Annotated in this window: 26 protein-coding genes and 2 tRNA genes; 18 read left to right on the top strand and 10 right to left on the bottom strand. The window is 58.2% G+C overall.

Annotated features, from left to right (window positions below):
* Nucleotides 1-26: 26 nt before the first annotated feature.
* Nucleotides 27-1,580: a hypothetical protein gene (locus HUU60_07675; GenBank protein NUL82583.1), complete on the top strand. Its 1,554-nt coding sequence runs from the start codon at nt 27-29 to the stop codon at nt 1,578-1,580.
* A gap of 6 nt (nt 1,581-1,586) precedes the next feature.
* On the opposite strand, the gene dut is transcribed toward HUU60_07675, so the two are convergent.
* The 4 genes from dut to HUU60_07655 all read right to left on the bottom strand — a co-directional run bounded on the left by dut (nt 1,587) and on the right by HUU60_07655 (nt 5,568).
* A complete protein-coding gene (dut, locus tag HUU60_07670; protein NUL82582.1) occupies nt 1,587-2,105 on the bottom strand; it encodes a dUTP diphosphatase in 519 nt (172 codons plus the stop codon).
* The gene (locus tag HUU60_07665) at nt 2,032-3,756 is read right to left on the bottom strand and encodes a GAF domain-containing protein (GenBank protein ID NUL82581.1); all 1,725 of its coding nucleotides are present in this window, start codon (nt 3,754-3,756) and stop codon (nt 2,032-2,034) included. The genes dut and HUU60_07665 overlap by 74 nt, the downstream gene beginning before the upstream one ends.
* Before the next feature lie 183 nt (nt 3,757-3,939).
* On the bottom strand, nt 3,940-4,734 hold the full coding sequence (locus tag HUU60_07660) for a slipin family protein (GenBank protein ID NUL82580.1): 795 nt from the start codon (nt 4,732-4,734) through the stop codon (nt 3,940-3,942).
* A gap of 39 nt (nt 4,735-4,773) precedes the next feature.
* Nucleotides 4,774-5,568, bottom strand: a complete 795-nt coding sequence (locus HUU60_07655) for a PD-(D/E)XK nuclease family protein (GenBank protein ID NUL82579.1) — start codon at nt 5,566-5,568, stop codon at nt 4,774-4,776.
* A gap of 36 nt (nt 5,569-5,604) precedes the next feature.
* Between HUU60_07655 and HUU60_07650 the strand changes: the two genes are divergently transcribed.
* Nucleotides 5,605-6,366, top strand: a complete 762-nt coding sequence (locus HUU60_07650; protein ID NUL82578.1) for an ABC transporter ATP-binding protein — start codon at nt 5,605-5,607, stop codon at nt 6,364-6,366.
* The gene (locus HUU60_07645; protein ID NUL82577.1) at nt 6,317-8,029 is read left to right on the top strand and encodes a hypothetical protein; all 1,713 of its coding nucleotides are present in this window, start codon (nt 6,317-6,319) and stop codon (nt 8,027-8,029) included. The genes HUU60_07650 and HUU60_07645 overlap by 50 nt, the downstream gene beginning before the upstream one ends.
* 527 nt (nt 8,030-8,556) lie before the next feature.
* Here HUU60_07645 and HUU60_07640 read toward each other — a convergent pair.
* Entirely contained in the window at nt 8,557-9,666 is a 1,110-nt protein-coding gene (locus HUU60_07640) for a carboxylate-amine ligase (GenBank protein ID NUL82576.1), read from the bottom strand.
* A gap of 82 nt (nt 9,667-9,748) precedes the next feature.
* Here HUU60_07640 and HUU60_07635 point away from each other — a divergent pair, with 82 nt between their 5' ends.
* The gene (locus HUU60_07635) at nt 9,749-10,255 is read left to right on the top strand and encodes a DinB family protein (protein NUL82575.1); all 507 of its coding nucleotides are present in this window, start codon (nt 9,749-9,751) and stop codon (nt 10,253-10,255) included.
* On the top strand, nt 10,252-10,776 hold the full coding sequence (locus HUU60_07630; GenBank protein ID NUL82574.1) for a nucleotidyltransferase family protein: 525 nt from the start codon (nt 10,252-10,254) through the stop codon (nt 10,774-10,776). Before HUU60_07635 ends, HUU60_07630 begins: the two co-directional genes overlap by 4 nt.
* Here HUU60_07630 and HUU60_07625 read toward each other — a convergent pair.
* Genes HUU60_07625 through HUU60_07615 form a run of 3 tightly spaced genes read right to left on the bottom strand, consistent with a single transcriptional unit; the run spans nt 10,773 to nt 13,356 of the window.
* The gene (locus HUU60_07625; protein NUL82573.1) at nt 10,773-11,510 is read right to left on the bottom strand and encodes an ABC transporter ATP-binding protein; all 738 of its coding nucleotides are present in this window, start codon (nt 11,508-11,510) and stop codon (nt 10,773-10,775) included. The two genes, HUU60_07630 and HUU60_07625, sit on opposite strands and share 4 nt — an antisense overlap.
* A gap of 3 nt (nt 11,511-11,513) precedes the next feature.
* Nucleotides 11,514-12,122: a hypothetical protein gene (locus tag HUU60_07620; protein ID NUL82572.1), complete on the bottom strand. Its 609-nt coding sequence runs from the start codon at nt 12,120-12,122 to the stop codon at nt 11,514-11,516.
* A 19-nt stretch (nt 12,123-12,141) separates the two neighbouring features.
* Nucleotides 12,142-13,356, bottom strand: a complete 1,215-nt coding sequence (locus HUU60_07615; GenBank protein NUL82571.1) for an ABC transporter permease — start codon at nt 13,354-13,356, stop codon at nt 12,142-12,144.
* 71 nt (nt 13,357-13,427) lie between these two features.
* On the opposite strand from HUU60_07615, the gene HUU60_07610 reads away from it, so the two are divergent.
* The 4 genes from HUU60_07610 to HUU60_07595 all read left to right on the top strand — a co-directional run bounded on the left by HUU60_07610 (nt 13,428) and on the right by HUU60_07595 (nt 15,263).
* Nucleotides 13,428-13,513 (top strand) — tRNA-Leu (locus tag HUU60_07610).
* A gap of 12 nt (nt 13,514-13,525) precedes the next feature.
* A tRNA-Val gene (locus tag HUU60_07605) sits at nt 13,526-13,600 on the top strand.
* 53 nt (nt 13,601-13,653) lie between these two features.
* Entirely contained in the window at nt 13,654-14,511 is an 858-nt protein-coding gene (locus HUU60_07600; protein NUL82570.1) for a PEP-CTERM sorting domain-containing protein, read from the top strand.
* A 44-nt stretch (nt 14,512-14,555) separates the two neighbouring features.
* Nucleotides 14,556-15,263 carry a hypothetical protein gene (locus tag HUU60_07595; protein NUL82569.1) on the top strand — a complete coding sequence of 236 codons (708 nt, stop codon included), beginning with the start codon at nt 14,556-14,558 and terminating at the stop codon, nt 15,261-15,263.
* Nucleotides 15,264-15,270: 7 nt separating this feature from the next.
* Here HUU60_07595 and HUU60_07590 read toward each other — a convergent pair whose 3' ends face one another.
* Nucleotides 15,271-15,798: a dihydrofolate reductase gene (locus HUU60_07590; protein ID NUL82568.1), complete on the bottom strand. Its 528-nt coding sequence runs from the start codon at nt 15,796-15,798 to the stop codon at nt 15,271-15,273.
* Nucleotides 15,799-15,970: 172 nt separating this feature from the next.
* Between HUU60_07590 and atpB the strand changes: the two genes are divergently transcribed.
* From atpB to HUU60_07545, 9 genes are read left to right on the top strand one after another with little or no spacing between them, the layout of a single operon-like run.
* On the top strand, nt 15,971-16,678 hold the full coding sequence (gene atpB / locus HUU60_07585) for a F0F1 ATP synthase subunit A (GenBank protein ID NUL82567.1): 708 nt from the start codon (nt 15,971-15,973) through the stop codon (nt 16,676-16,678).
* A gap of 60 nt (nt 16,679-16,738) precedes the next feature.
* Nucleotides 16,739-17,020 (top strand): ATP synthase F0 subunit C, encoded by a 282-nt coding sequence (gene atpE / locus HUU60_07580; protein NUL82566.1) that lies wholly within the window; start codon nt 16,739-16,741, stop codon nt 17,018-17,020.
* A 55-nt stretch (nt 17,021-17,075) separates the two neighbouring features.
* The gene (gene atpF / locus HUU60_07575; protein NUL82565.1) at nt 17,076-17,645 is read left to right on the top strand and encodes a F0F1 ATP synthase subunit B; all 570 of its coding nucleotides are present in this window, start codon (nt 17,076-17,078) and stop codon (nt 17,643-17,645) included.
* The gene (atpH, locus tag HUU60_07570; GenBank protein NUL82564.1) at nt 17,646-18,203 is read left to right on the top strand and encodes an ATP synthase F1 subunit delta; all 558 of its coding nucleotides are present in this window, start codon (nt 17,646-17,648) and stop codon (nt 18,201-18,203) included.
* 22 nt (nt 18,204-18,225) lie between these two features.
* Nucleotides 18,226-19,764 (top strand): F0F1 ATP synthase subunit alpha, encoded by a 1,539-nt coding sequence (locus tag HUU60_07565; GenBank protein NUL82563.1) that lies wholly within the window; start codon nt 18,226-18,228, stop codon nt 19,762-19,764.
* Entirely contained in the window at nt 19,761-20,621 is an 861-nt protein-coding gene (gene atpG / locus HUU60_07560) for an ATP synthase F1 subunit gamma (GenBank protein NUL82562.1), read from the top strand. Before HUU60_07565 ends, atpG begins: the two co-directional genes overlap by 4 nt.
* Nucleotides 20,622-20,671: 50 nt before the next feature.
* Nucleotides 20,672-21,118: an Rrf2 family transcriptional regulator gene (locus HUU60_07555; protein NUL82561.1), complete on the top strand. Its 447-nt coding sequence runs from the start codon at nt 20,672-20,674 to the stop codon at nt 21,116-21,118.
* Between the two features lie 2 nt (nt 21,119-21,120).
* A complete protein-coding gene (locus HUU60_07550) occupies nt 21,121-21,564 on the top strand; it encodes a universal stress protein (GenBank protein NUL82560.1) in 444 nt (147 codons plus the stop codon).
* A 55-nt stretch (nt 21,565-21,619) separates the two neighbouring features.
* A complete protein-coding gene (locus tag HUU60_07545; protein NUL82559.1) occupies nt 21,620-23,602 on the top strand; it encodes a hypothetical protein in 1,983 nt (660 codons plus the stop codon).
* 27 nt (nt 23,603-23,629) lie between these two features.
* Here the strand turns inward: HUU60_07545 and HUU60_07540 are convergent, their stop codons facing one another.
* Complete coding sequence (locus HUU60_07540; protein ID NUL82558.1) at nt 23,630-24,382, bottom strand: PEP-CTERM sorting domain-containing protein; 753 nt, start codon at nt 24,380-24,382, stop codon at nt 23,630-23,632.
* Between the last annotated feature and the right edge of the window lie 33 nt (nt 24,383-24,415).

Raw genomic sequence — 24,415 nt, 5'->3', positions numbered from 1 at the left:
CTGGCCCCCTATATAGGAGAGACGCCATGAAGCTACTAATCTTGACCTTGTCTGCTCTCTTAGTATCAACCGCGCTGTGCCAGACCAAGATGAAGGTTCAGTGGACGGAGAAGTTCGACTTCGTCCCAGGCGCTTCCGACCACCCGATGGATACGGCCAAAGATACGGAGGACAACGTCATCGTGATCGGTACAACGGGAACGACAAACTCGAATGCGGGCGCCGATTGGTTCATCCTCAAAATCGATCCGGAAGGCCGAGAAATCTGGCGCCGCGTCTACGACGGCGGGCTTGGCCGAGAAGACGTGCCCTCCTCCGTCAAGACAGACCCACGAAACAATGTGTATGTAGCAGGCAGAACCCGAAGGCCAGGATGGTTTGCGCCTGAGTACACCACGCTCAAGTTGAACAGCCCAGATGGCGCGATCCTGTGGGAGACCGCTTTCCATGATGTCCACACCAGGTCCGGAACTAATCCCTTCGCGCTTTTCATCGATCCCAACCAAGACGTCATCGTATCTGGTGAACGCTATCCATACGACAACAACTGGGTTACCATCAAAATCAATGGACAGACCGGCGCCCTGATGTGGTACTCCATCTACGACCACTTGGGTCTTCAGGATTGGGTTTCAGGGATGGCTCTTGATCGCGCGGGAAATGCCTATATCAGCGGTTCGGTATACGAAGAGTTCCCCTGGTTTCATTCCGATCTGATGGTGCACAAGTACTCCAATACAGATGGCGCCACGCTTTGGAGAACCCAGTGGGATAGCTACGGTCTGCTCTGCAAAAACGGCGGCGGCAACATCGCCTTTGGCCTGAACGGCGAACTCTTCAGCAGTGGCGGAGGCTGCGCCGTCGTAAACGGTCTGTGGATTCTCTCAGGCCAACTCTTCCGGTGGGACCCTGCGAACGGCAACATGATCTGGCTTGCGCAAGACCCGGTGGACGGTAGCGGAGGTTATTACCTGACCTTTGACAACGCCGGGCATCCGGTTTCTGCCGGAAACCAGATTTGGAGAGACGGCTTACAGAACTATCACTATGCCTGGATGGCATGGAAAGTTCACCGGGACACCGGCCAAATCCTTTGGCGATCCAGTTGGTTTCAAACCGGCGATCAGCCGGCGCACGAAAACGTGTTGGAGGCCATCGTTACCCATCCCAACGGCAAGCTCTATGCCGTCGGTATGCTCGCCGGTCAGTTTTCAGACGCCGCACTTATGGAAATCGACCAAGAGACTGGAGCGATGCGCGTCGTGGACGTCTATTATGGCGCGGCGCGAAGAATCGATGCCTTTAAGAGCCTGCAACTGCTCAGCGACGGTAGCCTAGTCGCAGCTGGCTTTTGCCACGACCGGGCTGTTACTTTCGGCAGCGATCTCCTCATTCGCAAATACATCGAAGTTCCTTTGGCCGATGTGAACGGAGACCTGCAGGTGGACGACGCCGACCTGGCCTTTGTGCTCTCCGTTTTTGGTTTCTATCACCCCGACGCCGACCTCAACGAGGACGGACGAATCGACTGGGCCGACGTGCAGATCGCGCTCGACTGGTTCGGCTGGAGCCGGAGGTGACGGCGCCTACCGGCCCGTGCTGCCAAAGCCGCCGTCGCCGCGGGGGGTGTCGGACAGGCTTTCCAGTTCGACCAGGACAGCCCGCGCCACGGGCGCTATGACTAACTGAGCGATCCGATCGCCCGGTTTGATCTCGAACGCCTCAGAGCCCAGGTTGATCAGGATGATTTGAATTTCGCCTCGATAATCGCTATCGATCGTGCCAGGACTGTTGACCAGCGCGATGCCGTGCCGGTCGGCCAATCCGCTGCGCGGCCGCACCTGAGCCTCAAATCCTTCGGGAAGCTCGATCGCCAAGCCGGTGGGGATTTTCGCCCGTTGCATGGGCGCCAAAATCAAGGGCGAATCGAGGCAGGCGCAGAGGTCCAACCCTGCCGAGCCGGGGGTTGCATACGCAGGTAGAACGGGGGCTTCGCGAACGCGCCGGACGCCGATGCGAGCCTCGATGGCCTTAGTCTCCGTCTTGCTGCAGCGAGAGCGGCGCGACTTTGGGCAAGCGCACGAGGAAGGTTGAGCCTTCGCCATAGACCGACTCGCACCAGATCTCGCCGCCATGGATCTCTTCGACCAGATTCTTGACCAAGAAGAGACCCAGACCCGTGCCATAGGCCTTGCGCGTGTCGGAGTGGTCCACGCGGTGGAACTTTTCGAAGACCTTGTTCACATGCTCCGGCGGGATGCCGATGCCTTGGTCCTTGATGCCGAACACCAGGTGGTCCTCGTCTTCCATTTTAGCAAAGAGCTTGACCTCTCCGCCGTGCGGCGAATATTTGACGGCGTTGCTGATGAGGTTTGTGATGATCTGGTCGAGTTTGTCCTCGTCGGCCATGATTAGGGGGATGTCGTCCGGCACGTCCAAAACCAGCGTGTGCTTGTTGGTGCTGGCGCGCTGGATGGTGATCACCTTGCTGGCCAATTTCTTAAAGTCGACTTGTTTGAAGTCGGGCTTGAGCGATTCGCCGGCCTCAATGCGCGCAATGTTCAACAGGTCGTTGATCAGTCGGGTCAGGCGGTCGGTCTCTTGGTCGATAATGGTGTAGAACTCTCGCCGATCATCGTTCGTAAAGGAGTCGTCGCTATCCTGCAGCAGGGTCGAGGTAAAGCCCTTGATCGCGGTCAGCGGGGTTCTCAACTCGTGCGACACAGTGGCGACGAAGGCCGATTTCATGCGCTCCAAGTTGCGAATGTCGGTGATGTCGTTAAAGATCACGACCGTGCCGACCATCTTGCCGTCGTCGCCTCGCACGATAGCGTTTTGAGCCTGATAGATATGCTCTTGGTTTTCCATGCGCACGGTAACTTCCAGCAGTTCGCCCTCGGCGCCTTCGTCGATCGCCTTTCTCACAATCTCTTGAATGCTCGAATCGACGATCACTTCGCCGAAGGGCTTGTTCTGCACGTCGGTGTCGATGCCAAAGATGCGGCGCGCGGATTGGTTCATTTGGGCGACGCGGCCGTTATGATTAACCATCAGCAGTCCTGCGGCCAGGCTCTCGATAGTGTGCAGAAGCTCTTGTTTCTCTTCGAGAATAGCCTGGTACATTTGCATGTTGGCGATGACGGCTGCCACGTTGCGCGACATGCGCTCCAGAAGGCGGATGTCTTCGTCGATGAAGGCGCCGCCTCGCTGTTTGTTAAAGGCGTGCAGTACGCCGATGGTCTTGCGATCGACCACGCGGTTCTCTTCGTCGCGCTTCTCCAAGATCAGGGGCACGGTCAGGCCGTTTCGAATGTGGAAGAGGGCGACGTTCTCTTTCATCGTGCGCGGATCGGTTACGGCGTCGTGGAACATCATCGGCTTGCCGTCGCGGAACACCTCGCCAGAGATGCCCTGGGTAGCGCGGACTTTCAATAGGTTGATCTCGTCGTCGGTGAAGCCGAACGCGGGCGGCGTAGCGACCAGTTCGCTCTCTTCCGACTTAAAAAGCATAAAGGCGACTTTCTCGGCTTGCAGAATGGCGGCGATTTGGCGTATTAGGCGTCGAAGGGTTGACTCGAGGTTGTCGGGGTTGGGCACTTCCGCGCTGACTTCTGGACCGCCCGCTCGGGCGCCCGACTGCTGTTCCAGTTCTTGCAGTTTTTTGTGAAGCTCGGCGTACTCCGTCTGTAATTTGTTGTAGTCGTTGACCAGCTCGTTATACTTTTGCTCCAGCGGGTTGGTCATATCTGTCTGCATTCCCATTCTCCTGTTGCGGCCCGCCGATTAGACGGAGCCAGCCCGCGGTTGGTTCCGAAGGCGCTGACGACCAGTCAGACGACGCCAATAGAGTCAAGGCGGTCAGAGCGACTGCTCCGCCGCCGAAGAGTAATTGTACACTATCGAACGCCGAGGCAAGCAAAAAACCGCCCGAATTGCTGGTTACTCGTTGCCCCGTTTGGTTCGTTCGGCCAGTTCCATAAACGGCTTGAACAGGTCGATCGGGACCGGGAAAATGGTCGTCGAGTTGTTCTCGGTCGCGATCTCGGCCAAGGTCTGCAGGTAGCGGAGTTGAAGCGTGTAAGGTTCGGCGGCCATCATCTTTCCAGCGGCCACCAGCCGCTCTGCCGCCTGGAACTCGCCTTCGGCGTTGATAATCTTGGCGCGCCGTTCTCGCTCGCTTTCGGCTTGCCTGGCCATGGCGCGCTTCATCTCTTCGGGCAAGGAGACGTCTCTGATTTCGACCGCCGTTACCTTGACGCCGTACGCCTCGGTCTGTTCGTCGATGATGGCTTGAATCTGTTGGTTAACGTTCTCTCGGCGAGCCAAGATGTCGTCCAGTTCGACTTGACCGATGATGCTGCGCAGCGTAGTCTGAGCGATCAGGCTGGAGGTCCGCATATAGTCGGTTATCTGTACGATGGCGTCCTTGGGCTCAAAGACTTTGAACAGGCAGATCGCGTCCACGCTGACGGGGACGTTGTCGCGGGTCATTGCCTCTTGTCGGGGCACGTCCATGGTTACGATTCGGGTATCGACAATGCGGGGAATCTCGATGAAGGGGATGAGGATGATGATGCCTGGCCCGCGCACAGAGTGGAGCCGGCCTAGTCGCAACACGACCGCTCGCTCCCACTCGGGCAATACGCGGAGCGTGGCGCGGGCGAGCGTCGCCAGCACGATAATAGCAATGATGACGGTAGGGCCGCCGAACTTGGCAAGAAAATCGAATGGCATGACGAGAACCTCCTGTCCTTATTGCCAGGTTCGACAGCCCTAGTCTATTTCCTGCGCTCGAAATTGGGCCGAGAAGTCGGCGTCGGTGCGGCAGATCGGCGAAAACTCGCAATAGGGACAGCGTCGAGGCTTGAATATGGGTCGCAGAGCCTCGAAATCCATGGTCAGGATTTCGCACCCGAGCGCGATCACGTCCTGGCGTATGGCGTCTATCTCTTCCGAGGTTCGGGGCGCGGTTCCCTTGTTGCCCGAACGCAATGCTACGATGCTGGTGAGGATCGGCCGGTCCGGATAGGCCGCCTGAGCCAGCAAAGCATAACAGCCCATCGAAAAGTCCTCTCGAACCTCGTCATCCGATACATCGTCCCGACCGCTTTTATAGTCGATCACCTCAATGGCACCGTTGGAACGTTCGTCGATCCGGTCGATGCGTCCGATCAGCACGAACTCGCCCAAATCAAGCCGAAGTTGCTTCTCGGTCAGTAGAGTCTTGGTCGGCTCGGCTTCTCGATGCGCCTCGTGATAAGCGGTCAACAGGGTAAGTCCCAATTGTCGATGCTCCTCGGCGCGCTCGTCGCTCTCAAAGCCCTCCGTGCGCCAACTGGCTTGGAACGACGCGATCAGCGCCTCTTGAGAAACGACCTGAGCGCCGCCTTCCTCATGAAACTTTTGAAGCGTACGATGCAAGACCGAACCGAACGTGAACTCTGCCCGCGACCGAAAGAAGCGGCGCCCTCTCGGATCGAGATAGGTTAGGTTGTACTTGACCGGGCAGCGCAGATAGGTCTCGAACTTGCTGGGGCTGAGGGTCGGTTTCTTGCCCATTCTGCTCATAGTGTACCGACAGGTATACTCGCGCTGGGAAGACGGATGATCGAAGTCATCGATTTGCTGAAGACCTTCAAGAAAGTTCGAGCGGTCGATGGCATCTCGTTTTCCGTTAATGCGGGCGAGATTGTGGGTCTGCTGGGGCCCAACGGAGCGGGCAAGACGACCACGCTTCGATGTCTGGCCGGCATCTTGCGGCCCAACAGCGGCACGATCACGGTCGGCGGATACGACATGAAGAGCCATGACCGCGAGGCCAAGCGGTTGATGGCCTTCATCCCCGAAGTGCCCAACCCTTACGAACTCCTCACCGTTCGCGAGCACGTGCAGTTTGTCGCTATGTGTTACGACACGTTGGACATCTTTGAGGCCAAGATCGATGAGCTTCTGGATCGATTCGACCTTAAGGAGAAGGAAAACGCCTTGGTCGCGACGCTTTCTAAAGGCATGAAACAGAAGTTGGCCGTCGCCTGCGCCTTTGTGCACGACGCGCAGGCCTTTTTGTGCGACGAGCCGCTAATCGGGATCGATCCTAAAGGCGCGCACGAGCTGAAGTCGGAGTTAGTGAACCTTAGAAACGAAGGGCGCGCCGTGCTCATCAGCACCCACTTGTTGGACACGGCGGAGCGGCTGTGCGACCGAGTCATCATCATGCAGCGGGGACGCAAGATTGCCGAGGGCACGATGGAGGAGTTGAAGGCCACGGCGCGGGCCGGCAGCCAGTCTTTGGAAGAGATTTTCCTGCACCTAACCCATGAAGGCGAACGCGAATCCGCTTTGGTTTCTGACGAAGAGACTGTTTAAGAACAGTCTTGCAAGAACGTTCGGCAATCCGGCCCGGGCTGGTATCGTGCTTCTGCTGATCGGGCTCTTTGTGCTGTCGTTCGGCGGCAGCCTTTTGGGGACGTACTTTTCGGGCAAAGCGCCGCCGACGCCGGTTCAGCCGGTCATGCCGCCCATTGCCGCCTCCATCGCTTTGATGATGGCGCTGCATCTGATCATGCTGATAAACGCCGCAACGCCTGCGTTCTCTCGCTCTCAGATCGCGATCTTTACCGAATCGGACGTGAACTACGTCTTCACTTCCCCGCTAAAGCCCTTGAGCGTTATCCGATTCTTCTTACTCATTCGCGGCTTGCTGGGCAGTCTGTTCTTCATGGTGTTGATTCTCTTCTATTTCTTGATCTTTGGTCGAGCCAATGTGCGGATGATGTCTTCGATGGTCGAAGTTCAGGCGCCTGCATGGGCGATGGCGATCTACCCTCTGCTCTATATCGCGATCAGCTGCGCCCTGTTGCTGACTGGGCTGAACATTGCGGTTCGCGCCTATCGGGACGATCGCATATGGCGCCGGGTCATAGCGATCGGTCTGTTTTTCGTCGGCTCTGTGAGCGCTTATCTGAGCTACATGGGCAGTTTGAACACAGTCGGCGGCTTTTGGAGCGGCGTTGTCCGAGCTTTGGACGCGCCGATCATGCATTGGGTTTTGTTTCCTTTGCGCGCGCCCGCCGAGGCGGCTGTGATCTTGTACAACGGCTTCACTCCGACGCTCTTTGCGGGAATCGCTTTCTGGGTCGCCCTGGTTTGGCTTTTGGATCGGGCGTTGCTGGCTAAGCGAGAGGACTTGTACGAATTTGCCGCTGTCGCCGCCGCGCACGGTTCGAACGTTCGATCGGCCCAGTCGAATCCGCTGCGGCTTTATTACGACAAGTTGTCGGAAAAAGCGGGAGCAGGCGATTTTCGAATCATCAACCCTAAGTGGATGCAACGCTGGCGGCCGACGGGGCATTGGGCGTTGCTGTGGCGCGATCTTCTGATCTCGTTCAGAATGTCAGGACGAGCGGCCTACTGGGTGCCCGCCGTTGCGGCTGTGCTCGCTATCGGCGGGGCGTTGGTCGGCCGGGCGATGCTGGCGCCCGGACACCAAAAGGCGGCGCTGTCAGGCTTTGGCGTCGCGCAGTACATCCTTATTATTCTATTCCTGATAGGGTCGATCTATGCGCTAATGGACCTGCTCAAGCGTATGGACATGCAGAAACCCTTGCCGCTCTCGGCCAAATGGGTCGTCATCGTTGAGACGGTCGGGAGTTTGAGCAGCATTGTGCTATTGGAAGCGATTTTCGCTGTTGCGGCCATCATTTTTCAGCCTGCCTGGACCGGCTATGTGCTGTATGCGCTTGTGGCGGGGTTGGCAACGCTCTTTCCAGTGTTCTTGGCTCTGACATTGCTGCTTTTGATGAATCCCGATCAGACCGACTTTACTCAGCGGGCGATTGTGGGAATCTTGATGATGCCTTTGATCGCGCTGGCGGCGGGGCCGGCGGTTGGGGTTGCGGCTTTGCTCTTCTTTGTCAAAGCGCCGCTGTTGCTCAATCTCTTGGTGGTGATGGTTTTGAATGGTTTGATCAGCATGGTTTTGGTCTCGGCGGCTGCCGAGCATTACGAAAACTTCAACCCGACCGATTAGGTTTTTCTGGGGCGTAATTCGTACTCAGATTTGTGCTACATTTCGAAAAAATCCCGCTCGCGGGGACGCTCGCCCGCCCGGTCCGTTCTTTCGGCTCGCGGGGACGCTCGCCCTCCCGGTCCGTTCTTTTGGCTCGCGGGGACGCTCGCCCTCCCGGTCCGTTCTTTTGGCTCGCGGGGACGCTCGCCCTCCCGGTCCGTTCTTTCGGCTCGCGGGGACGCTCGCCCTCCCGGTCCGTTCTTTCGGCTCGCGGGGACGCTCGCCCTCCCGGTCCGCTCTTTCGGCTCGCGGGGACGCTCGCCCTCCCGGTCCGTTTTTTTGGCTCGCGGGGACGCTCGCCCTCCCGGTCCGTTCTTTTGGCTCGCGGGGACGCTCGCCCGCCTGGCCCGTTTTTTTGGCTCGCGGGGACGCTCGCCCTCCCGTTGAGTTCTCTTGCGAGTTTGGGGAGGGGAACGAAGACAGGGAGGTTGCCCTCTGCCTTCGTGAACTTTGCTCTCTGAACAGGAAACGGAGAACCGGTCAACAGGCTATGTGCCTAGGGCGGTTTGGTCTATTAAGTGATCGACCACCTTGGCCAGGTCGCCGCCCGTCGCGTCGAAGACCGCCAGCTGCCGGTCGGCGCTTGTCCCTTCGGCCACGATCGCGCGGGCCCTCGCGGCCTCGTCCCAGCAGCCCAATCGCTCTGCATAGGGTTGGATCAGTTCTAGAATTTCCTCAATCAGCTGTGCGTAGGGCACGCTCTTGCCCAGGCCAAAATCGATCATCTCGCCCTGCACTCCGTGCCTCACTGCTCGCCACTTATTCTCTTCGATTAAGTTGCGGCTATAGACGCGCCAAGATCGATTGCCCCGTCTCAGATCGACCAGCATCGCCACCAGCGACTGAACGATGGCCACAATGCAGACCGCGTCGTCGATCCGAGTGCACACGTCGCAGACGCGGAACTCGATCGTTTTATAGACGGGGTGCGGGCGGACGTCCCACCAGATCTTTGTGCGGTCGTCGATCACGCCGGTCGATTCTAAGATGCCCATAAAGTCGTCATAGGCCGAGTAGGAGGAGAACGGATCGGGAATGCCAGTGCGGGGCATGTTGCTAAAGATCATCGAGCGGTACGACTTAAGCCCCGTTCGTCGCCCGTGCCAGAAGGGCGAACTGCTGGAGAGCGCCAAGAGGTGCGGCAAGAAGTAGCGCGCCTGGTTCATGATGTCGATCGAGAGGTCTAAGTCGCCCACGCCCACATGAACGTGCATCCCAAAGATCAGCAGCCTTCGAGCGATTTCCTGAAGGTCCTCTTCCAGCGCTTTGTATCGCATCCGAGGCGTTACCTCTTGATCCAGCCAGCGCGAGAAGGGATGCGTGCCGGCAGCGACGATGCGCTTGCCTTCGTTGCCCGCGATCTCTATCAAGGCGCCGCGCAGTCTTGTCAGTTCTTGCCTGGCTTCGGCGGCGCTGTTGCAGACGCGGCTACCGACCTCGATCTGGGACTGCATGAACTCTTCTTTGACCTGGTCTTGCAGGCGCACTGCGCCGGTGGGCATGATCTTGGAGACGTAGCTGGAGAGTTCGCGCGATTCGGGATCGACGATCTGATACTCCTCTTCGACGCCAATGGTTAGGGGCACGTTCGAGAACATTGCTCTACTTATTGTGCGCTTGTTTGCCCGAATCCTGCCTCGGTTGGCAGGATTCGGGGGCCCTCTGGCGAAGATTCGAGTCATGAGCCGCGTTTTGGTGGCGTCGCTGACGGAGCAATTGAACCGTGCCTATAAGGGCAGCAAGCATCATAGTTTTCGGTCGGCAGTCAAAGATCTGGCGGAGGAAGACGCGCGTTGGGCGCCGCCTGCGTTCAAGGGGTTTCCCTGGGCGCACGGTTCGATCGTCGAGATCGTGTTTCATGTGGGCGCGGACAAAATCGTGAACTGCTCTCAGTCTTTTGGCGAGGGGGCGATCGATTGGACGGCCATGGAGCGACGGTTTCGAAGCGCGGGGTCGTCTTTGGCCGCCGCGCTGGAGATTGCCGAAGAGGGTTATGACACGACGCTGGACGCTTTGGCGGCGCTTTCGGACGACGATCTGTACATCGAGCGCCCCATTTGGGGCGGCGAAAGGATGCGGACAGGCGATATGTTCAAGATGCTCAGCGAGCACGACTATTATCACGCCGGTCAGATCATGTACGTTCGCTGCCTGTTGGCAGGCTATCGAGAAAAGGGCTTGGTTTGAAAGTCGTCGGAATCATCCCGGCTGCGGGCGAAGGGCGCAGGATGGGCGGTCCAAAGTTGGATTATCCTCATAGAGGCTCTACCTTTCTTCAGTTATGCATCGATGCGCTAACTATAGGCGGCGCAGACGAGATTAGGGCTGTCGTTGCGCCCGGGATGCAGGCGGAGGGCGGTGTCGTCTTGACAAACCCCGACCCGTCGCGCGGGATGATCTCCTCGGTTCAGATTGGTCTTGGCGATGGGCGGGACGCCTATTTGGTTTTGCCGGTCGATTGTCCCGATGTCTCTTCCGATACGGTCGCCCAGGTTATTGAAGGGTTGAGAGGCGGCGCTGCGCTGGTCGTGCCGGTCTATCAGGGAAGGCGGGGTCATCCGTTGGGTTTGAGCTCGGAGATGGCGACCAAAGCTTTGGAGCTTAGAGACGTTGGGCTGAACGCGCTGTTGCGCTTGTACGATGCGTTGCCGATAGAGGTCGATGATCCGGGTTGTTTGAAGGACTACGATTCGCGGTCGGACTTTTAGACCACGACTTCTAGTTCTTCTTGAGGCATTCGTTCCAAGAGATCTCTTGCTCGCAATTGTCTTTCGACCGGTACGTCCGAGACGATTTTGCCGTCCCTGAAACGCACTATGCGCTTGGCGTGCTCTGCAATCTCGTTTTCGTGCGTTACCAAGAGGATCGTACGGCCTTCGTCGTTCAGTTGTTGAAAGATCGCCATGATCTCTTCGCTGCTTCGGCTGTCAAGGTTGCCTGTCGGCTCGTCTGCCAGCACCAGGACGGGATCGTTGACGATCGCTCGGGCGATGGCGACGCGCTGTTGCTGGCCGCCCGACATCTCGTTCGGTTTGTGCTTCATCCGGTCGCCCAATCCGACTCGCTCCAGGGCTTCTTTCGCCTTGGCCACACGATTGCGGTCGCCGCCGTAAAGCAAGGGCAGTTCGACATTGCGCAGGGCGTCCATTCGGGGGAGCAGGTTAAACGTTTGGAAGACGAAACCGATGTACTTGTTGCGCACGTCGGCTAGTTGGCTATCCGACATCGTGCTGACTTTCTCGTTGTTAAGGATGTACTCGCCGGTTGTCGGCCGGTCGAGGCATCCGACGATGTTCATAAAAGTAGACTTACCCGAACCGGAGGGGCCCATGATGGCCACGAACTCCCCCGGTTCGATCACCAAGTCTACGCCGCGCAAGGCCTTGACGATGACCTTGCCCATCCGATATTCTTTGGTAATGCCTTGCGCGACGATCGCCATGGATTACTTCGCCTTCTTTTTCAGTTCGGCCAGAAACTGCTTGAACTCGTTTTGGCCGCGCTCTAAGAACGACGCTGCGGGCTTCGCGCCGGTATAGAACGGGTTATAGTCCTTGAGCTTGGCGGGATCGAGGTCCATCATGCCGCGGCCTTGGCCGCCGCCGGCACCGCCTGGGCGATTGTTGCCCCCGCCGGGCGCGCCGTTCGGTCTGGCGCCGCCCCCGCCTGAGTTGCCGCCTCCGCCGCCCATGCGCTGTCGATCTTGGGTGCGGGCTCGGCTAATGGTGTTCAGTTGGGCCGCTGTGAGCGTTTTTTGCAGCGCCATCTGCGTCTTGCGCGCATCGTCCTGGGTCAGTTTGGGCTTCTTGCTCAACGGCTCCAGAATTGCAACGACCGCTTTAGACTGTTTGGCGTCGAGCGGCTTGCCCTCTTCCTGCAATCGGGCCATGCCGCGCACCAGGCCGCTGAGCTGCTGGGTGTTCTTGTGCTGGTCGCGGAACTTTGTCCATGCCTCCATGCGCTTGCGCATTTCGGGCGTCATGTTTGGCGGCTGAGCGCAGGCCATACCGACCAGCGCCAGCGATGTTAAGGCGAAAAACAGTGTGCGTTTCATTGTGCTTCCTCCTGAGTGGTTACTCGTACCTCAATGCCTCGATCGGCTGCAGTCCGGAGGCGCGAACCGCCGGATAGAGGCCGAAAAAGATTCCGATGAATGCGGCAAATCCAAAAGAGGCGGCAATCGACCAGGGCGGGATCACTAACTCCCATCCCGATTGCTGGCCGATGAGGGATCCGGCGGCGAATCCTAACAGTATGCCCAGCGCGCCGCCCAATGCGCTCATGACGAACGACTCGATCATAAATTGAAGCAGGATGTCCAGCCGCTTTGCGCCGATCGCTTTGCGCAAGCCGATCTCGCGCGTGCGCTCGGTAACCGAAACCAGCATGATGTTCATGATTCCGATACCGCCGACCAGCAGCGATACCAATGCGACGCCTGCCAGCAAGAAGGTGAACGTGGCCGAGGTTTGTTCGGCGGTTTCGGCAAACTCGGCTTGGTTAAAGATGCGGAAGTCGAGGTCGCCGTTTGGGGGGAGTTTGTGCCGCTTGATCAAGAGCTGTTCGACCTGTTGCTGCGCGGTGTTCATTAGTTCTGCCGCACGGGCCTGGACTGTGATGTTTCGGATGAAGTTGACGCCCATTAGCCGCTTCATCCCCGTGGTAACCGGGATATAGACGGCGTCGTCGGGGTTTCTAAAGTCTTGGCCGCCCTTTGGCTTGGCAACGCCGATCACCTCGAAGCTGCTGCCGCCGATTCGGATGCGCTTGCCGACGGCGGACGATCCGTTGAACAAGTTTTGCCATACGGTGTCGCCCAGAACTGCGACCCGCGCCATGGTGCGGACCTCGCGCTCGTTGATGAAGCGTCCGTCCGACAGCTGCAGGTTGCGAATGGCACTGTGGTCCTGGCCGACGGCGTTGATGTTGGTGAGGGTGTTGCTGTTTTGATACTTGACTTGGAAGTTGCGGCTGGTTTCGGGCGAGACCCTTCCGACGGCGCTGCACTCTTTGAGGATCGCTTCGGCATCGTCCACGGTCAGCGTCTGCGTGCTGCCAAACCCTAGCATGGCGCCGCCGCGTCGGGCTTGGCCGGAGACGACGCTCATGACGTTGGTACCCAGCGATTCGATGCGCTCCATGGTCTGTTTGCGGGCGCCCTGGGCAATGGCGACCATGGTGATGACGGCTGCGACGCCGATGATGACGCCCAGCATGGTGAGAAAGGTGCGCATTTTGTTGGCCCTTAGGCTTGCAAACGCGCTGAGAAAGCTATCGGTTAGGTTCATCCTTGGCCATTATACCAAGACGAAGTTGAGGCTGTTCGGTTCCTTGACGGAATGGGCTATAATGCATTGGAGCGCGGGTGGTGGAATTGGTAGACACGCATGGTTGAGGGCCATGTGGGCGCAGCCCGTGTGGGTTCGAGTCCCACCCTGCGCACCAAACACGCATTATGGGCGGTTAGCTCAGCGGTAGAGCGCTTCGTTCACACCGAAGAGGCCATTGGTTCAAGTCCAATACCGCCCACCATTCCCATTCGAAAAACCGCTGTATAGTTTCCTTTAGAAAAAGGGAGCTTCTCCATGCGACTTGCGTCAATCGTACTGCTATCGGCTTTCTGCCTTTCGATGGTCTCGGCTCAAACGGCGGCAGCCACCTATCTGTTTAACGACACGCTTGATGCTCAAGAGAGCGGAAGGCCATCTCTAACGTCGGTGGATCCCTACTCGCTGAACGGCTTTGAGACGGCAACGGTTTACGGCCAATCGCGCCGCGTGTTTCGGTGGGACGGAGAGGATCCGCCGGCGGACCAGGCCGGTCTCCAGCTCCACTTCGCGCCCTTAGCCTCGGGGACCGTGTACTCGATCGAGATGGTGTTCGAGTTCACCGAATCGACCGGTTCTTGGCAGAGGATTTTTGACGTATCGGATCGAAACTTGGACTCCGGCCTTTACGTCGATCCGGACGGCGCTCTCGAAGCCTATCCGGACGGCACTGGGACGACGAACTTCACAATCAACGCCTTTCATCATGCGGTCTTTACAGTCGACGCCGGCACGGTCAAAGTCTACTTGGACGGCGGAATGGAGATCGACGTTTTCAGCGATGTGCTGGACGCGAACCTGCCGCACGTCTCGTTCTTCTTGGACAACTTGTCGGGCGGAGGGCTTAACGAGTATGCGGACGGGCGGATCGCCCTGTTGCGCGTTTATGACTTGATCTTGACCGATCAGCAAGTGGCGACGCTGGCCGCCAATCTGTTTGGGCGCGTTCCTGGGGATGTGGACGGCAATGGGTGCACCGACGATACTGACTTGGCCCGTGTGCTCTCGATGTTCGGCGAAACCGGCAGCGGATTGGCTGAGGATTTGAACAACGACGGCTCGGTGGACGACATCGACTTAGCGATCGTGCTTGAGAACTTTGGCGCGGGGTGCTAAGAGGGTTGACGACATTGCTGGATCGATCCAGCAAAGGGGGTTGCATGAGAACGACGATGACAGTTGCGCTGGCGGCATTATCGGTCGCTACCGCTTTGTGCCAAGCGACTTTCGCGATTAATCCAAGGGGGACGTTTCTGAGAACGAATCAAGATTCGCCTCTTAATCCGCTGATCGTCAGTCTGACATCGGTCGGGCTCGTGCCCGGTCAGACGATCAAGATCGAAACGATCGGGGATTGGCGAGCCGGCCCGCAGTTTAGCGACGACGCGTACACCATGATCGGCGTCTTCAGTTCGTCCAACGCGCTGTTGGCCACGTCCGAGCAGCATCGCGTTCCTGATGCGATATCGACTTGCGGACTGTCGGCTCTGAGCGGAGGGACCTACTTCGGCAACCTCCCGACCGACATACCGGAGGACTTTCGGATATCGAGCCATTCTACGCAAGTGCGTCAAATCATTGTGAGGATCCCGCACAATGCCGCGTATCTGTTCATTTGCGTTCCCGATTCGCTGTACAACGACAATACCGACCCTGACGGCGATCTCGCAATACGGATCTCGCTCGACGCGCCGTTGCCTGCGGGCGATGCCAATTGCGACGGTTGTGTGGACGACACCGATTTAGCGTTGGTCTTGACGGCTTTCGGTCAAACGGGGTCGGGTCTGGCAGAGGATTTCAATGGAGACGGATTGGTGGACGACTCGGATTTGGCCATCGTTTTGGAAAACTTTGGCATCGGGTGTTAGGACGCGTCTAATCCGCCGGATTGACCACTTTGTAGAGCAGATAGACGCAGCCGTTTTTGAACGGTCTGCACTCCAGAAGCTCGAGGTCGATCTGGCGGCTCATCTCGTGAAAGAGCGGGATCCCGCGTCCCAGCAGCACAGGATGGACATTGAATCCGATTTCGTCTATCAGGCCGGCTTCGAAGAGCGGTTTGGCTAGCAGCCCTCCGCCCATGACGCAGATTTCCTTGCCTGGTTGAGCCTTCAGCTCTCGGACTTTCTCGACCGGGTCTGAGTTGAGGATGGTCAGATCGCCTTCTTCCTTCGGTTCAAGAGTTTTCGAAAAGACATAGCACTTGATGCCGGAGAAACCGCCGCCGCCTTTATTGGCGACTTCATAGGTGCGGCGCCCCATGATGACGGTGTCGATGTTGCTCCAGTATTCCTTCATGATCTCGCCGGCCTCGGGTCCCCAACGGAGCCAGTCGACGGCGTCGTCTTGGCGAGCCAGGAAGTTGTCGAGGCTGTTAGCGCCGCCGAAGGTAACTTTTCTCATTGGGGCAGTTCCTTGCTGGAAGACTTTAAGGCGATGTCGGCGAATTGGATCAGGGCGGTCATCTCGGCAGAATTATAGCCGCCTTTGTCCCGAACCCTTGCATTGTGCAATATTTCACAAGGTATAATCTGGCCGCTGGCAAGAAGCCAAGAACCAAGGACAGGAGGGTCCATTGGATCATCATCCGCATCCGTATGCGTTTGTTGCGTACTCGCTGATCGTCATCGTTGGGCTCGCAGTTTTCGCCATTCTTGCTTCCACCCGTCGCCAGCGCGTACCTACCGGCGCTCAAAATTGGGGCGAATGGATGTACGAGAGCTTTGAAGGGATGGTTACCAGCGTTACGGGACCGGCCGGTCGCAAATACACCCCTCTTGTCGGCACGCTCTTTCTCTTCATCCTGTTTTCTAATCTGATCGGCCTAATGCCGGGCGGCGTCGCACCGACGGCCAGTCTGAATACGACGATCGCGCTTGCGCTGATCGTTTTTGTTTATGTGCAGTTCGAAGGCATCCGTGCTAACGGAATCAAGGGCTACTTTGGTCACTTTGCAGGCGGCGGGCAGGTGCCTATCGCGCTTGCGCCGTTGCTGTTCGTCATCGAACTGGTCGGCGAGATTGCCAAGCCGCTTTCGCTGGCGATTCGACTTTACGGAAACATGTTCGGCAAGGAGAAGGTTATCTTGGCGCTGATCGCGACCTTTGCGATACCGCTGATCAAGTCGTACTATTTTCCTCTGCCGATCCAGTTTCCCATATTAGTTTTCGGCGTGTTGGTGTCGTTCGTCCAGGCGTTCGTCTTCTCGTTGTTGACGGCGATCTATCTTGGGCTGATGACCGCGCACCATGACGAACACGCTCATGCCGAGGCGCATCACTAGAAGAGACAAACTCGCCTGCGGGCGGTACAACACGGAGAAAAACGAAGGAGGCTGTAATCAATGGAGCAAGGAATTGGACTTTATCTGTTCGGTCTGGCGCTGGCCACTGGCCTGGGTCTGCCGTTAGCCGTCGTTGGCGCGGGCATCGGTCAGGGCAAGGCGGCCGCCGGCGCCATGGAAGGCATGGCTCGCCAGCCAGAGTTGGCCGGTCGAATCCAGACGGCGATGATCATTGCGCTCGCGTTTATCGAGTCGCTGGTTTTGTACGCTCTGGTCATGTTCTTCCTGCTGCAGGGCCGGTTGCCTGCAGTCGCGGATCTGGTTACCCAGTTTAAGGGCTAATTGAGCCTGGCGCCCGGCGCAGTTTCTCGCCGGGCTGTCCGAAGGAGCATATGAGATGATGGACACCCTGTGGACAAAGGGGCTGGCATGGTCGCTGGCGGCCGACGACGGCCACGGCGGCGGCGGAGACTTGCTGTCGCTGCTAGGCATCGACTTCAACATCCTGATCATCCAGGGCGTTGGGTTTCTGATCTTGCTGTTTATCCTCAGCAAGTTTCTGTGGAACCCGATGAAAGCGCAATTGGAATCTCGCCGACAGGACATTGCTTCGACCTATGACAAGATCGAAGCCGACCGGGCGCACATGGATCGCGTTCGGTCGGATTATGAGTATCGATTGGCTCAGATCGAGATTGAAGCGCGAGAGAAAATTCAGTCGGCGGTCAGCGAGGCGCAAAAACTGAGGGAAGATATTCTTGAAGAAGCGCGCAAACAAGGCGAAGAAGTGGTCGGCCGCGCGCAAGAACAGGCTCGGCTGGAGCAGGAGAAGGCTCTGACAGAGATGCAGACCTTTGTAACGGATCTGGCGCTGAAGGCGACGGAACGGTTGCTCAACGAAGAGATGAACGAGCCGAGGCACAAGCGACTGGTCGAAGAGTTTATCGCCAAGGCGGGAGCGCGCTAAGTGGATCTGAAGCTGGCGCGGCGATATGCAAGGGCGCTCTTTGTGAGCGCATTGGAGCAGCAGGCCGCCGAGCGCGTCGCCAAAGACCTGGACGAAACGGCCAATACGATCAACGGCAGCGAAGAGCTTCGCAGGGCGATGTACAACCCGTTGGTAGCCGACGAGCGCAAAACGGAGATCGTCCAGCAGCTCTTTCGAGAGTCGGTCCATCCCCTCACCATGCGGCTCCTTGAGGTGATGATCCAAAAGGATCGAGAGCTGCTATTTGAAGAGGTTCGCGACGAATACAACCGGCTTTTGGAAGATCATCTGGGCATGGCCAAGGCAGTGGTCTATTCTGCCCTGCCCTTAGAGCAAGGCGACCGACAGCGCATCGTCGAATCGTTAGAAAAGGCGATGGGCAAGAAGATCGAGGCCGACTTTGAAACAGAGCCGTCCCTGATCGGCGGCGTTCGAGCGGTGATCGGCGATTATGAGGTGGATGGAAGCATCCGTAGATATTTGGACGAGATGAGGGACAGCGCGCGCTTGGAGATCGAGCGGCGCCGCGCGGTGTAACGATAGAGACCGAGGTGAAACAATGGCGATAAGGCCCGAAGAAATAACCAGCATACTGGCAAAGGAAATACAGGAGTTTCAGAAGACTGCCGACGCAGAGAGCGTGGGCACGGTGCTTCAGGTTGGCGACGGCATTGCCCGAGTTTACGGCCTGCCCGACGCGCTGATGGGCGAACTGCTGGCCTTCCCCGGCGACATGATGGGCATGGCGCTGAACTTAGAAGAAGACAACATCGGCGTCGTGATCCTGGGATCGGACGAAGAATTGAAAGAGGGCGACCCGGTGCGCCGAACGGGCCGAATCGTCGAGGTGCCGGTTGGCAGCGCCGTGTTGGGGCGCGTGGTAGACGCTCTAGGGCGCCCGGTGGACGGCAAAGGCCCAATTGTGGCCGACGAGTACCGGCGATTAGAGATTCTGGCTCCCGGCGTTATCGACCGCCAACCGGTCAAAGAGCCGCTTCAGACTGGAATCAAGGCGATCGATAGCATGATCCCGATCGGACGCGGCCAGCGAGAGCTGATCATCGGCGACCGATCGATCGGTAAGACCGCCATTGCTATCGATACCATCATCAATCAAAAGTACACGCACGACACCGACAGCCCGGTCTTCTGCGTCTACGTCGCGATCGGCCTAAAGATGGCCACCGTCGCCCGCATCGTCAATACGCTTGAGCATCACGGCGCCATGGCTTACACGACCATCGTCGTGGCGGCAGCGGGCGACCCGAACAGTTTGCAGTTTTTGGCGCCCTACACAGGTTGCACCATTGGCGAATTCTTTAGAGACAAGGGCCAGCACGCGCTTGCGGTTTACGACGACCTTTCGAAGCAGGCGCAAGCCTATCGCGCTGTTTCGCTGCTGTTACGCCGACCGCCTGGCCGCGAGGCCTATCCCGGCGACGTTTTCTACCTGCACTCTCGATTGTTGGAGCGCGCGGCCAAACTGAGCGCCGAAAAGGGCGGCGGATCGCTCACAGCGCTTCCGATTATTGAAACGCAAGCGGGCGACGTGTCGGCCTACATTCCTACTAACGTCATCTCCATCACCGATGGTCAGATTTATCTGGAGCCGAGCCTCTTCTTTGCAGGCGCGCGCCCGGCGATTAACGTCGGAATCTCGGTCAGCCGAGTGGGCGGATCGGCACAGATTAAAGCAATGAAGCAGACAGCCGGACGCCTGAAGCTGGACATGGCGCAGTTCCGAGAAGTATTGGCCTTTGCACAATTTGCCAGCGACCTGGACAAGGTAACGCAGAACCAGCTGAACAGGGGACTGCGACTGACCGAAGTTTTGAAGCAGCCGCAATATGTGCCGATGCCGGTGGAGCAGCAGATCACGATCATCTTTGCGGCCGTTCAGGGCTACTTGGACGATTTGCCGGTTGAGAAGGCTGCCGACTTTGAGAAGGGCTTTCACCCGTTCATCGCCGAAAAATATCCCGAACTGACCGAGACGATCCGGCGAGAGAAAGAGCTGACAAGCGACCTTGAGGCGACGCTGCGCAAGGCGATTGAAGAGTACAAAGCCGAGTTTAAGCGGGAGCACAATCTGTCATGATGTCCGTCCGCGCCATTCGCGGGCGCATAAAAGCCGCGAAGAACATTCAGCAGATCACCCGCGCCATGAAGCTGGTGTCGGCGGCGCGACTGCGCCGCGCGCAGGATCGCGCGCTGGCCGCCAGGCCCTATGCCGAAAAGATGCGCGAAGTGATGGTGGAACTGGGCCGTGCGGGCGATCTGCCGCCCAATCCTCTGTTGGAAAAGCGCGAGATTCGACAAGTTGGAACGTTGATTCTGACCTCGGATCGCGGGCTGTGCGGCTCGTTCAATCTGAACGTCATTCGAAAGGCGACCGATGTGCTCCGAGACGTTGATCGAAGCAACGCGACGCTCTTTTGCATGGGAAAGCGCGGTCATCAGTTCTTTTCGCGGCGAGACTACCAGATTGCCTTTGCCGATTCGATGCCGAACACGGGCGTTACCGTCGAGCAGGCCATGGAACTGACGAATCGATTGCGAGACGCCTTTGAGTCGGGCTCAGTGGACGCTGTGCACTTGGTTTTTCCCAAGTTCATCAGCCCGCTGACCCAGATACCGACGGTCGTGCAATTGCTGCCCATCGAGCCGCCAGTAGAAGAAGGCGACGGCGGGCACAGCCGAGACTTTCTTTTTGAGCCTCCGGCGCCCGAACTTTTGGCCAAGCTTCTGCCCCGCTACCTGTTCAACCAGGTCTTTCAGGCGCTTTTGGAAGCCTCCGCAAGCGAGCACGGCGCGCGCATGACGGCCATGTCGATGGCCAGCGACAATGCGGGGAAGATGATCAAAGAACTGACGCTGACGATGAACCGAATGCGCCAAGCTTCGATTACGAAAGAGATCTTAGAAGTGGTCTCCGGCGCCGAAGCGCTGAAGTAACAGGTATACTCCAGTCCAGTAAAGCTATTTAACCAAGCGAGGCAAACAGCATGGTCAGGCTTCTGGAATTGGGCGCAAGGACCGAGTATGCCGTGCGAACGATGGCGATTCTTGCCACAAAGGGCGAAGGCGCCGTCGAAACCGTCAAGAACTTGGCTGCAGAAGCCGAGGTGTCGGTCCATTTTCTCTATTCGATATTCGACCTGTTGGTTCGAGGTCGATTGATCAACGCGCACAAGGGCCGCGTCCGAGGGTTTTCATTAGCGCGACCTGCAGACCAGATCAGCTTTCTCGACATCGTGCACGCCGTAGAAGGCCCGATCGAGAAGGCGCAGTGTCTGCTGGACAAGCGCGACATCTGCCGGCCGGAAAAGCCATGCGCCGCCCATGCCAGCTGGTCGCGAATGCGGGAGCGCGTAGAGCAAGAGCTGGCCGCGTGCACCCTGGACAAAATGTCCGAGCAGAATCCACCGTGGGAGCGCCTCAAGGAGGCCTAAAAATGCTTCAACTATCGAAGATCGTCTGCCCGACCGATTTTAGCGATCCGGCTATGGCCGCGCTTGCGATGGCTAAGGGTCTGGCAAAGCAGTTTGGCGCGAAACTCTACCTGATTCACGTCGTTCCGCCGATTCCGCTCGCTCCTGCATCCATTGGCTTCGAGACGGCGCTCTACGAAGACGAGCTTCGAAAGTCGGCGGAAGAGGAGATGAAAAAGCTCGTTCAAGAGCTCCGATCGCAAGGCATTGAGGCCGAAGGCAAGACGGTTCGAGGCGAACCGTGCGACCAGATTGTCGAACACGCCAAGGAAGTCGCCGCCGACATGATCGTCATCGCCACCCATGGACACACCGGCTGGAAGCATGTGCTGTTCGGTTCGGTTGCAGAGAAAGTGGTTCGGTTGGCGGGTTGCCCGGTGCTGAGTTTTCGGCCTAACGCCCATTGAGAGTGAAACCGGCGGCGCCTACGCCCGTATTTGAATCAGTTTAGGAGGTTCTTCCATGCATCGTGCTTGCTTGCTCATAGGATTGTTGGTTTCTGTCGCGGTTGTTCATGCTCAATCTCACTTGGATGCGACCGCTGACGAGCGATTGAACAAATCGACCGCCGTCTACGCGGCAGGAAAGCCGTTGGGCGCTCTGCTGACCGAGCTTTCTGCGCAGTCTGGCGTGAAGCTGATCGCCGACCGCGCCATTGCAGAGCACCGAGCTATCTTGGTGGCCGAGGGCAAGCCCTTGCACGAGGTTTTGTCGCGACTGGCCGAGGCATTCGATTTTGACTGGAGCAAGCGAGACGGATCGGGCGGCGCAGAATATACGCTTTATCAGAAGGGCGATTTGCGCCGAGCCGACGAGCAGTATGCTCGCGACATGCGCGCGCTGAGCCAGGATCTGCTGAGAGCAATGGCCAGCCAGGCATTGGCGCGTGCTTCGAAGGTCGGGTTTGACGAAATGTTGGCCGAGGCCAAGCAGATGCGCGTCGACACGGCCAAAGATGGCATCGCCGTCAGCCAAGAACAAGCCAAGCGACTATTGCTGGACAAGGCGATGGGATTCTTGACCAGTTGGGAGGATTGGGTGGCCGCGGCCACGTTCGCGCGTCTTAGCCCGCCCGATTTGGCTCGATTGAAAGCCGGCGAACCCTTGGCCTTTAGCACGGCCGCCCAGAACACTCCTGTTCCGCCCGACACGCTGGAGATGTGGAGAAAACGAAACTCGGCGGTTATGTCGATCAGAGCAGTCGATTCCGCGGGCGCGGAAGTCCAGATTCCGGAGGCTGCGCGGCAAGGCTTGCGAGAGCAGGAAGAGCGCGCGCAAGCCATGCAAGAGATCATCGTCGTGCTGTATCAAAGCCCGGATACTGGGCAAGTAACCTACACCATTGGCCCGCCAGAACAGCCGGGCAATCGCGTTATGGCGCGGTTTATCAGTCGCGACATTTCGATCGGCGGCGGTATCGCCGATCTGTTCGATACCGATCGCGCTTTGAACCCGGCCGATTGGAAGCTGGCGGAGATGATCTGGCGCATGACCAAGAAGGAATCGAAGGAGATCGACGATGAGCGAATCTTGGCCCGTGTTACCGATGCCAATCCAGCGATCAAGACCGATCCGCTGAACCGAGCGGCGATCCTGACTGCCGATGCCGCGAAGAAGGCGAAGGTCTGCTTGGCCGCCGAGTACTATCCGCTCTATTCTCCTGACGATGCCACCAACCCGCCCGATATGCTGGGGACGCTCAAGGCCGCGCTGAACTATCTGACAGAGAAGCGATATCTGGGCCGTCTGGACGGCGACTGGGCGATCGTTCAATATGAGGAGAGGCCCTTTGCTCGACTGCACGACGTTTCGCAAGAGAAGTTCGCAAAGTGGTTTTACTCCAAGGACGGCGTCAAACGGCAGCAAACTTTGGACGACCTCGGCGAGATCGCGCATCTGACCGAACCGCAGATACACGCACTGGCCGAACGGCAGAACTCGCTCTCGATGCCCACAGCGGGTTCTGGAGATGGGACGTTTACCTTTAGTTCGCGGATTGCAATGCCCGCTCTGATGGGCATTGGCTCGTTGATGGACCTCAAGGAAGACCCGGCTACTCGAGCCGCGTATAGGCTTTACGGGTCGCTGTCGGCCATGCAGAAGGATGCGCTCCAGAAGGGCGAAGCGGTGGCGGTCAAGATTCTGACCCCCCAACAGCAGCGGCAGTTTGCATGGGCGATGCAGTTGGGAGCCGCGATGAAGGGTCAGCCGCCCGTAGAGGCCGACGCCAACACAGTGGCCAACACTGCGCGCATCGAACTGAAGCTAGAGCAGCCGCGGGTTCGAATGGCGCTGGTTGCGAGCGAGACGGGACAAGAGCCGGTGAGCAAGGACATGGAGTTTCAGTCCAAGATCGCGCGATTGACGTTGACCGTGGGCGACCGGAGCATATCGGCGAGGCCGGTTACGTTGGAGAAGAAGGACCTGAGCGACGGCGGGGTGTGAGAGGGGCCTTCGTCTTGTTCGAAATCCTCACCACGTCCGACCGAAGTTCTCTAGCACATTCGCCAGATCGATGTCGTCGATGATGCCGTCGCAGTTGGTGTCTTCCGCCATCGCCCAACCCGTCTGTCCAAACGCCTCTAGCACGAGAGACAGGTCGGTGTCGTCCACTATCCGGTCGCCGTTCAAATCGCCGATCATCTGACCTTGAGACGGGCAGAATCCGGTCATGGCGACGTTGTCCAGATAGGCCTGATCGGCGCCGGTGCGAAACTCGCCGCGCAGACGCATAGCCGTCAAGTTGGCCAAAACGGCTCTAAACTGCGCTTCGGTCGGAACCGCGCCCGTAAACGAGTTGATCCGCCAGCCTGCAGTCTCGACCAGCGAGACCGAGTAGGGGTGCCAGACGTTGACGACTGGTTGAGGCAGATCGTAGACGAGCGTCATGCCTGCTCCGATCAGGACGACATCGGGAATCGTGTTGTTCGACGCGTCGCGAGCGTTGCAGTTGATTTGCCAAGAGAGCGTGCCGCCATAGGCCGCGCTCTTGTTTCTCAAAAACGCATCGGATGCACGGAAGTACCACCACTGACCATTGGTGATATCGATGGCGAAGACCGAGCCGGGCGGGTTGCCGACGTTGCTCACCCATTGAAAGTCTCGCCCGTCCGAGAAAATGTTCCAGCCCTCGTCATCCGTATCGAACGTGCTGGAGATCAGAGTAACTTGCGAATGGCCTGCAACGAGCAGCGACGCAAGCAACACCATAGCGAAGGTCTTCATAGTATGCTCCTCAGAGCAAAATGCGGGGCGAAT

The organism is Armatimonadota bacterium (assembly GCA_013359125.1).
In the GTDB taxonomy this organism is placed as follows: domain Bacteria; phylum Armatimonadota; class Fimbriimonadia; order Fimbriimonadales; family GBS-DC; genus JABWCR01.
This window is presented reverse-complemented; position numbering and strand designations above follow the sequence as displayed.

Coding starts and splice junctions, on each gene's coding strand:
- HUU60_07675 (NUL82583.1), top strand. CDS start 27: ATGAAGCTACTAATCTTGACCTTGTCTGCTCTCTTAGTATCAACCGCG.
- dut (NUL82582.1), bottom strand. CDS start 2,105: ATGGCGAAGGCTCAACCTTCCTCGTGCGCTTGCCCAAAGTCGCGCCGC.
- HUU60_07665 (NUL82581.1), bottom strand. CDS start 3,756: ATGCAGACAGATATGACCAACCCGCTGGAGCAAAAGTATAACGAGCTG.
- HUU60_07660 (NUL82580.1), bottom strand. CDS start 4,734: ATGCCATTCGATTTTCTTGCCAAGTTCGGCGGCCCTACCGTCATCATT.
- HUU60_07655 (NUL82579.1), bottom strand. CDS start 5,568: ATGAGCAGAATGGGCAAGAAACCGACCCTCAGCCCCAGCAAGTTCGAG.
- HUU60_07650 (NUL82578.1), top strand. CDS start 5,605: ATGATCGAAGTCATCGATTTGCTGAAGACCTTCAAGAAAGTTCGAGCG.
- HUU60_07645 (NUL82577.1), top strand. CDS start 6,317: ATGAAGGCGAACGCGAATCCGCTTTGGTTTCTGACGAAGAGACTGTTT.
- HUU60_07640 (NUL82576.1), bottom strand. CDS start 9,666: ATGTTCTCGAACGTGCCCCTAACCATTGGCGTCGAAGAGGAGTATCAG.
- HUU60_07635 (NUL82575.1), top strand. CDS start 9,749: ATGAGCCGCGTTTTGGTGGCGTCGCTGACGGAGCAATTGAACCGTGCC.
- HUU60_07625 (NUL82573.1), bottom strand. CDS start 11,510: ATGGCGATCGTCGCGCAAGGCATTACCAAAGAATATCGGATGGGCAAG.
- HUU60_07620 (NUL82572.1), bottom strand. CDS start 12,122: ATGAAACGCACACTGTTTTTCGCCTTAACATCGCTGGCGCTGGTCGGT.
- HUU60_07615 (NUL82571.1), bottom strand. CDS start 13,356: ATGAACCTAACCGATAGCTTTCTCAGCGCGTTTGCAAGCCTAAGGGCC.
- HUU60_07600 (NUL82570.1), top strand. CDS start 13,654: ATGCGACTTGCGTCAATCGTACTGCTATCGGCTTTCTGCCTTTCGATG.
- HUU60_07595 (NUL82569.1), top strand. CDS start 14,556: ATGAGAACGACGATGACAGTTGCGCTGGCGGCATTATCGGTCGCTACC.
- HUU60_07590 (NUL82568.1), bottom strand. CDS start 15,798: ATGAGAAAAGTTACCTTCGGCGGCGCTAACAGCCTCGACAACTTCCTG.
- atpE (NUL82566.1), top strand. CDS start 16,739: ATGGAGCAAGGAATTGGACTTTATCTGTTCGGTCTGGCGCTGGCCACT.
- atpF (NUL82565.1), top strand. CDS start 17,076: ATGATGGACACCCTGTGGACAAAGGGGCTGGCATGGTCGCTGGCGGCC.
- HUU60_07565 (NUL82563.1), top strand. CDS start 18,226: ATGGCGATAAGGCCCGAAGAAATAACCAGCATACTGGCAAAGGAAATA.
- atpG (NUL82562.1), top strand. CDS start 19,761: ATGATGTCCGTCCGCGCCATTCGCGGGCGCATAAAAGCCGCGAAGAAC.
- HUU60_07555 (NUL82561.1), top strand. CDS start 20,672: ATGGTCAGGCTTCTGGAATTGGGCGCAAGGACCGAGTATGCCGTGCGA.
- HUU60_07550 (NUL82560.1), top strand. CDS start 21,121: ATGCTTCAACTATCGAAGATCGTCTGCCCGACCGATTTTAGCGATCCG.
- HUU60_07545 (NUL82559.1), top strand. CDS start 21,620: ATGCATCGTGCTTGCTTGCTCATAGGATTGTTGGTTTCTGTCGCGGTT.
- HUU60_07540 (NUL82558.1), bottom strand. CDS start 24,382: ATGAAGACCTTCGCTATGGTGTTGCTTGCGTCGCTGCTCGTTGCAGGC.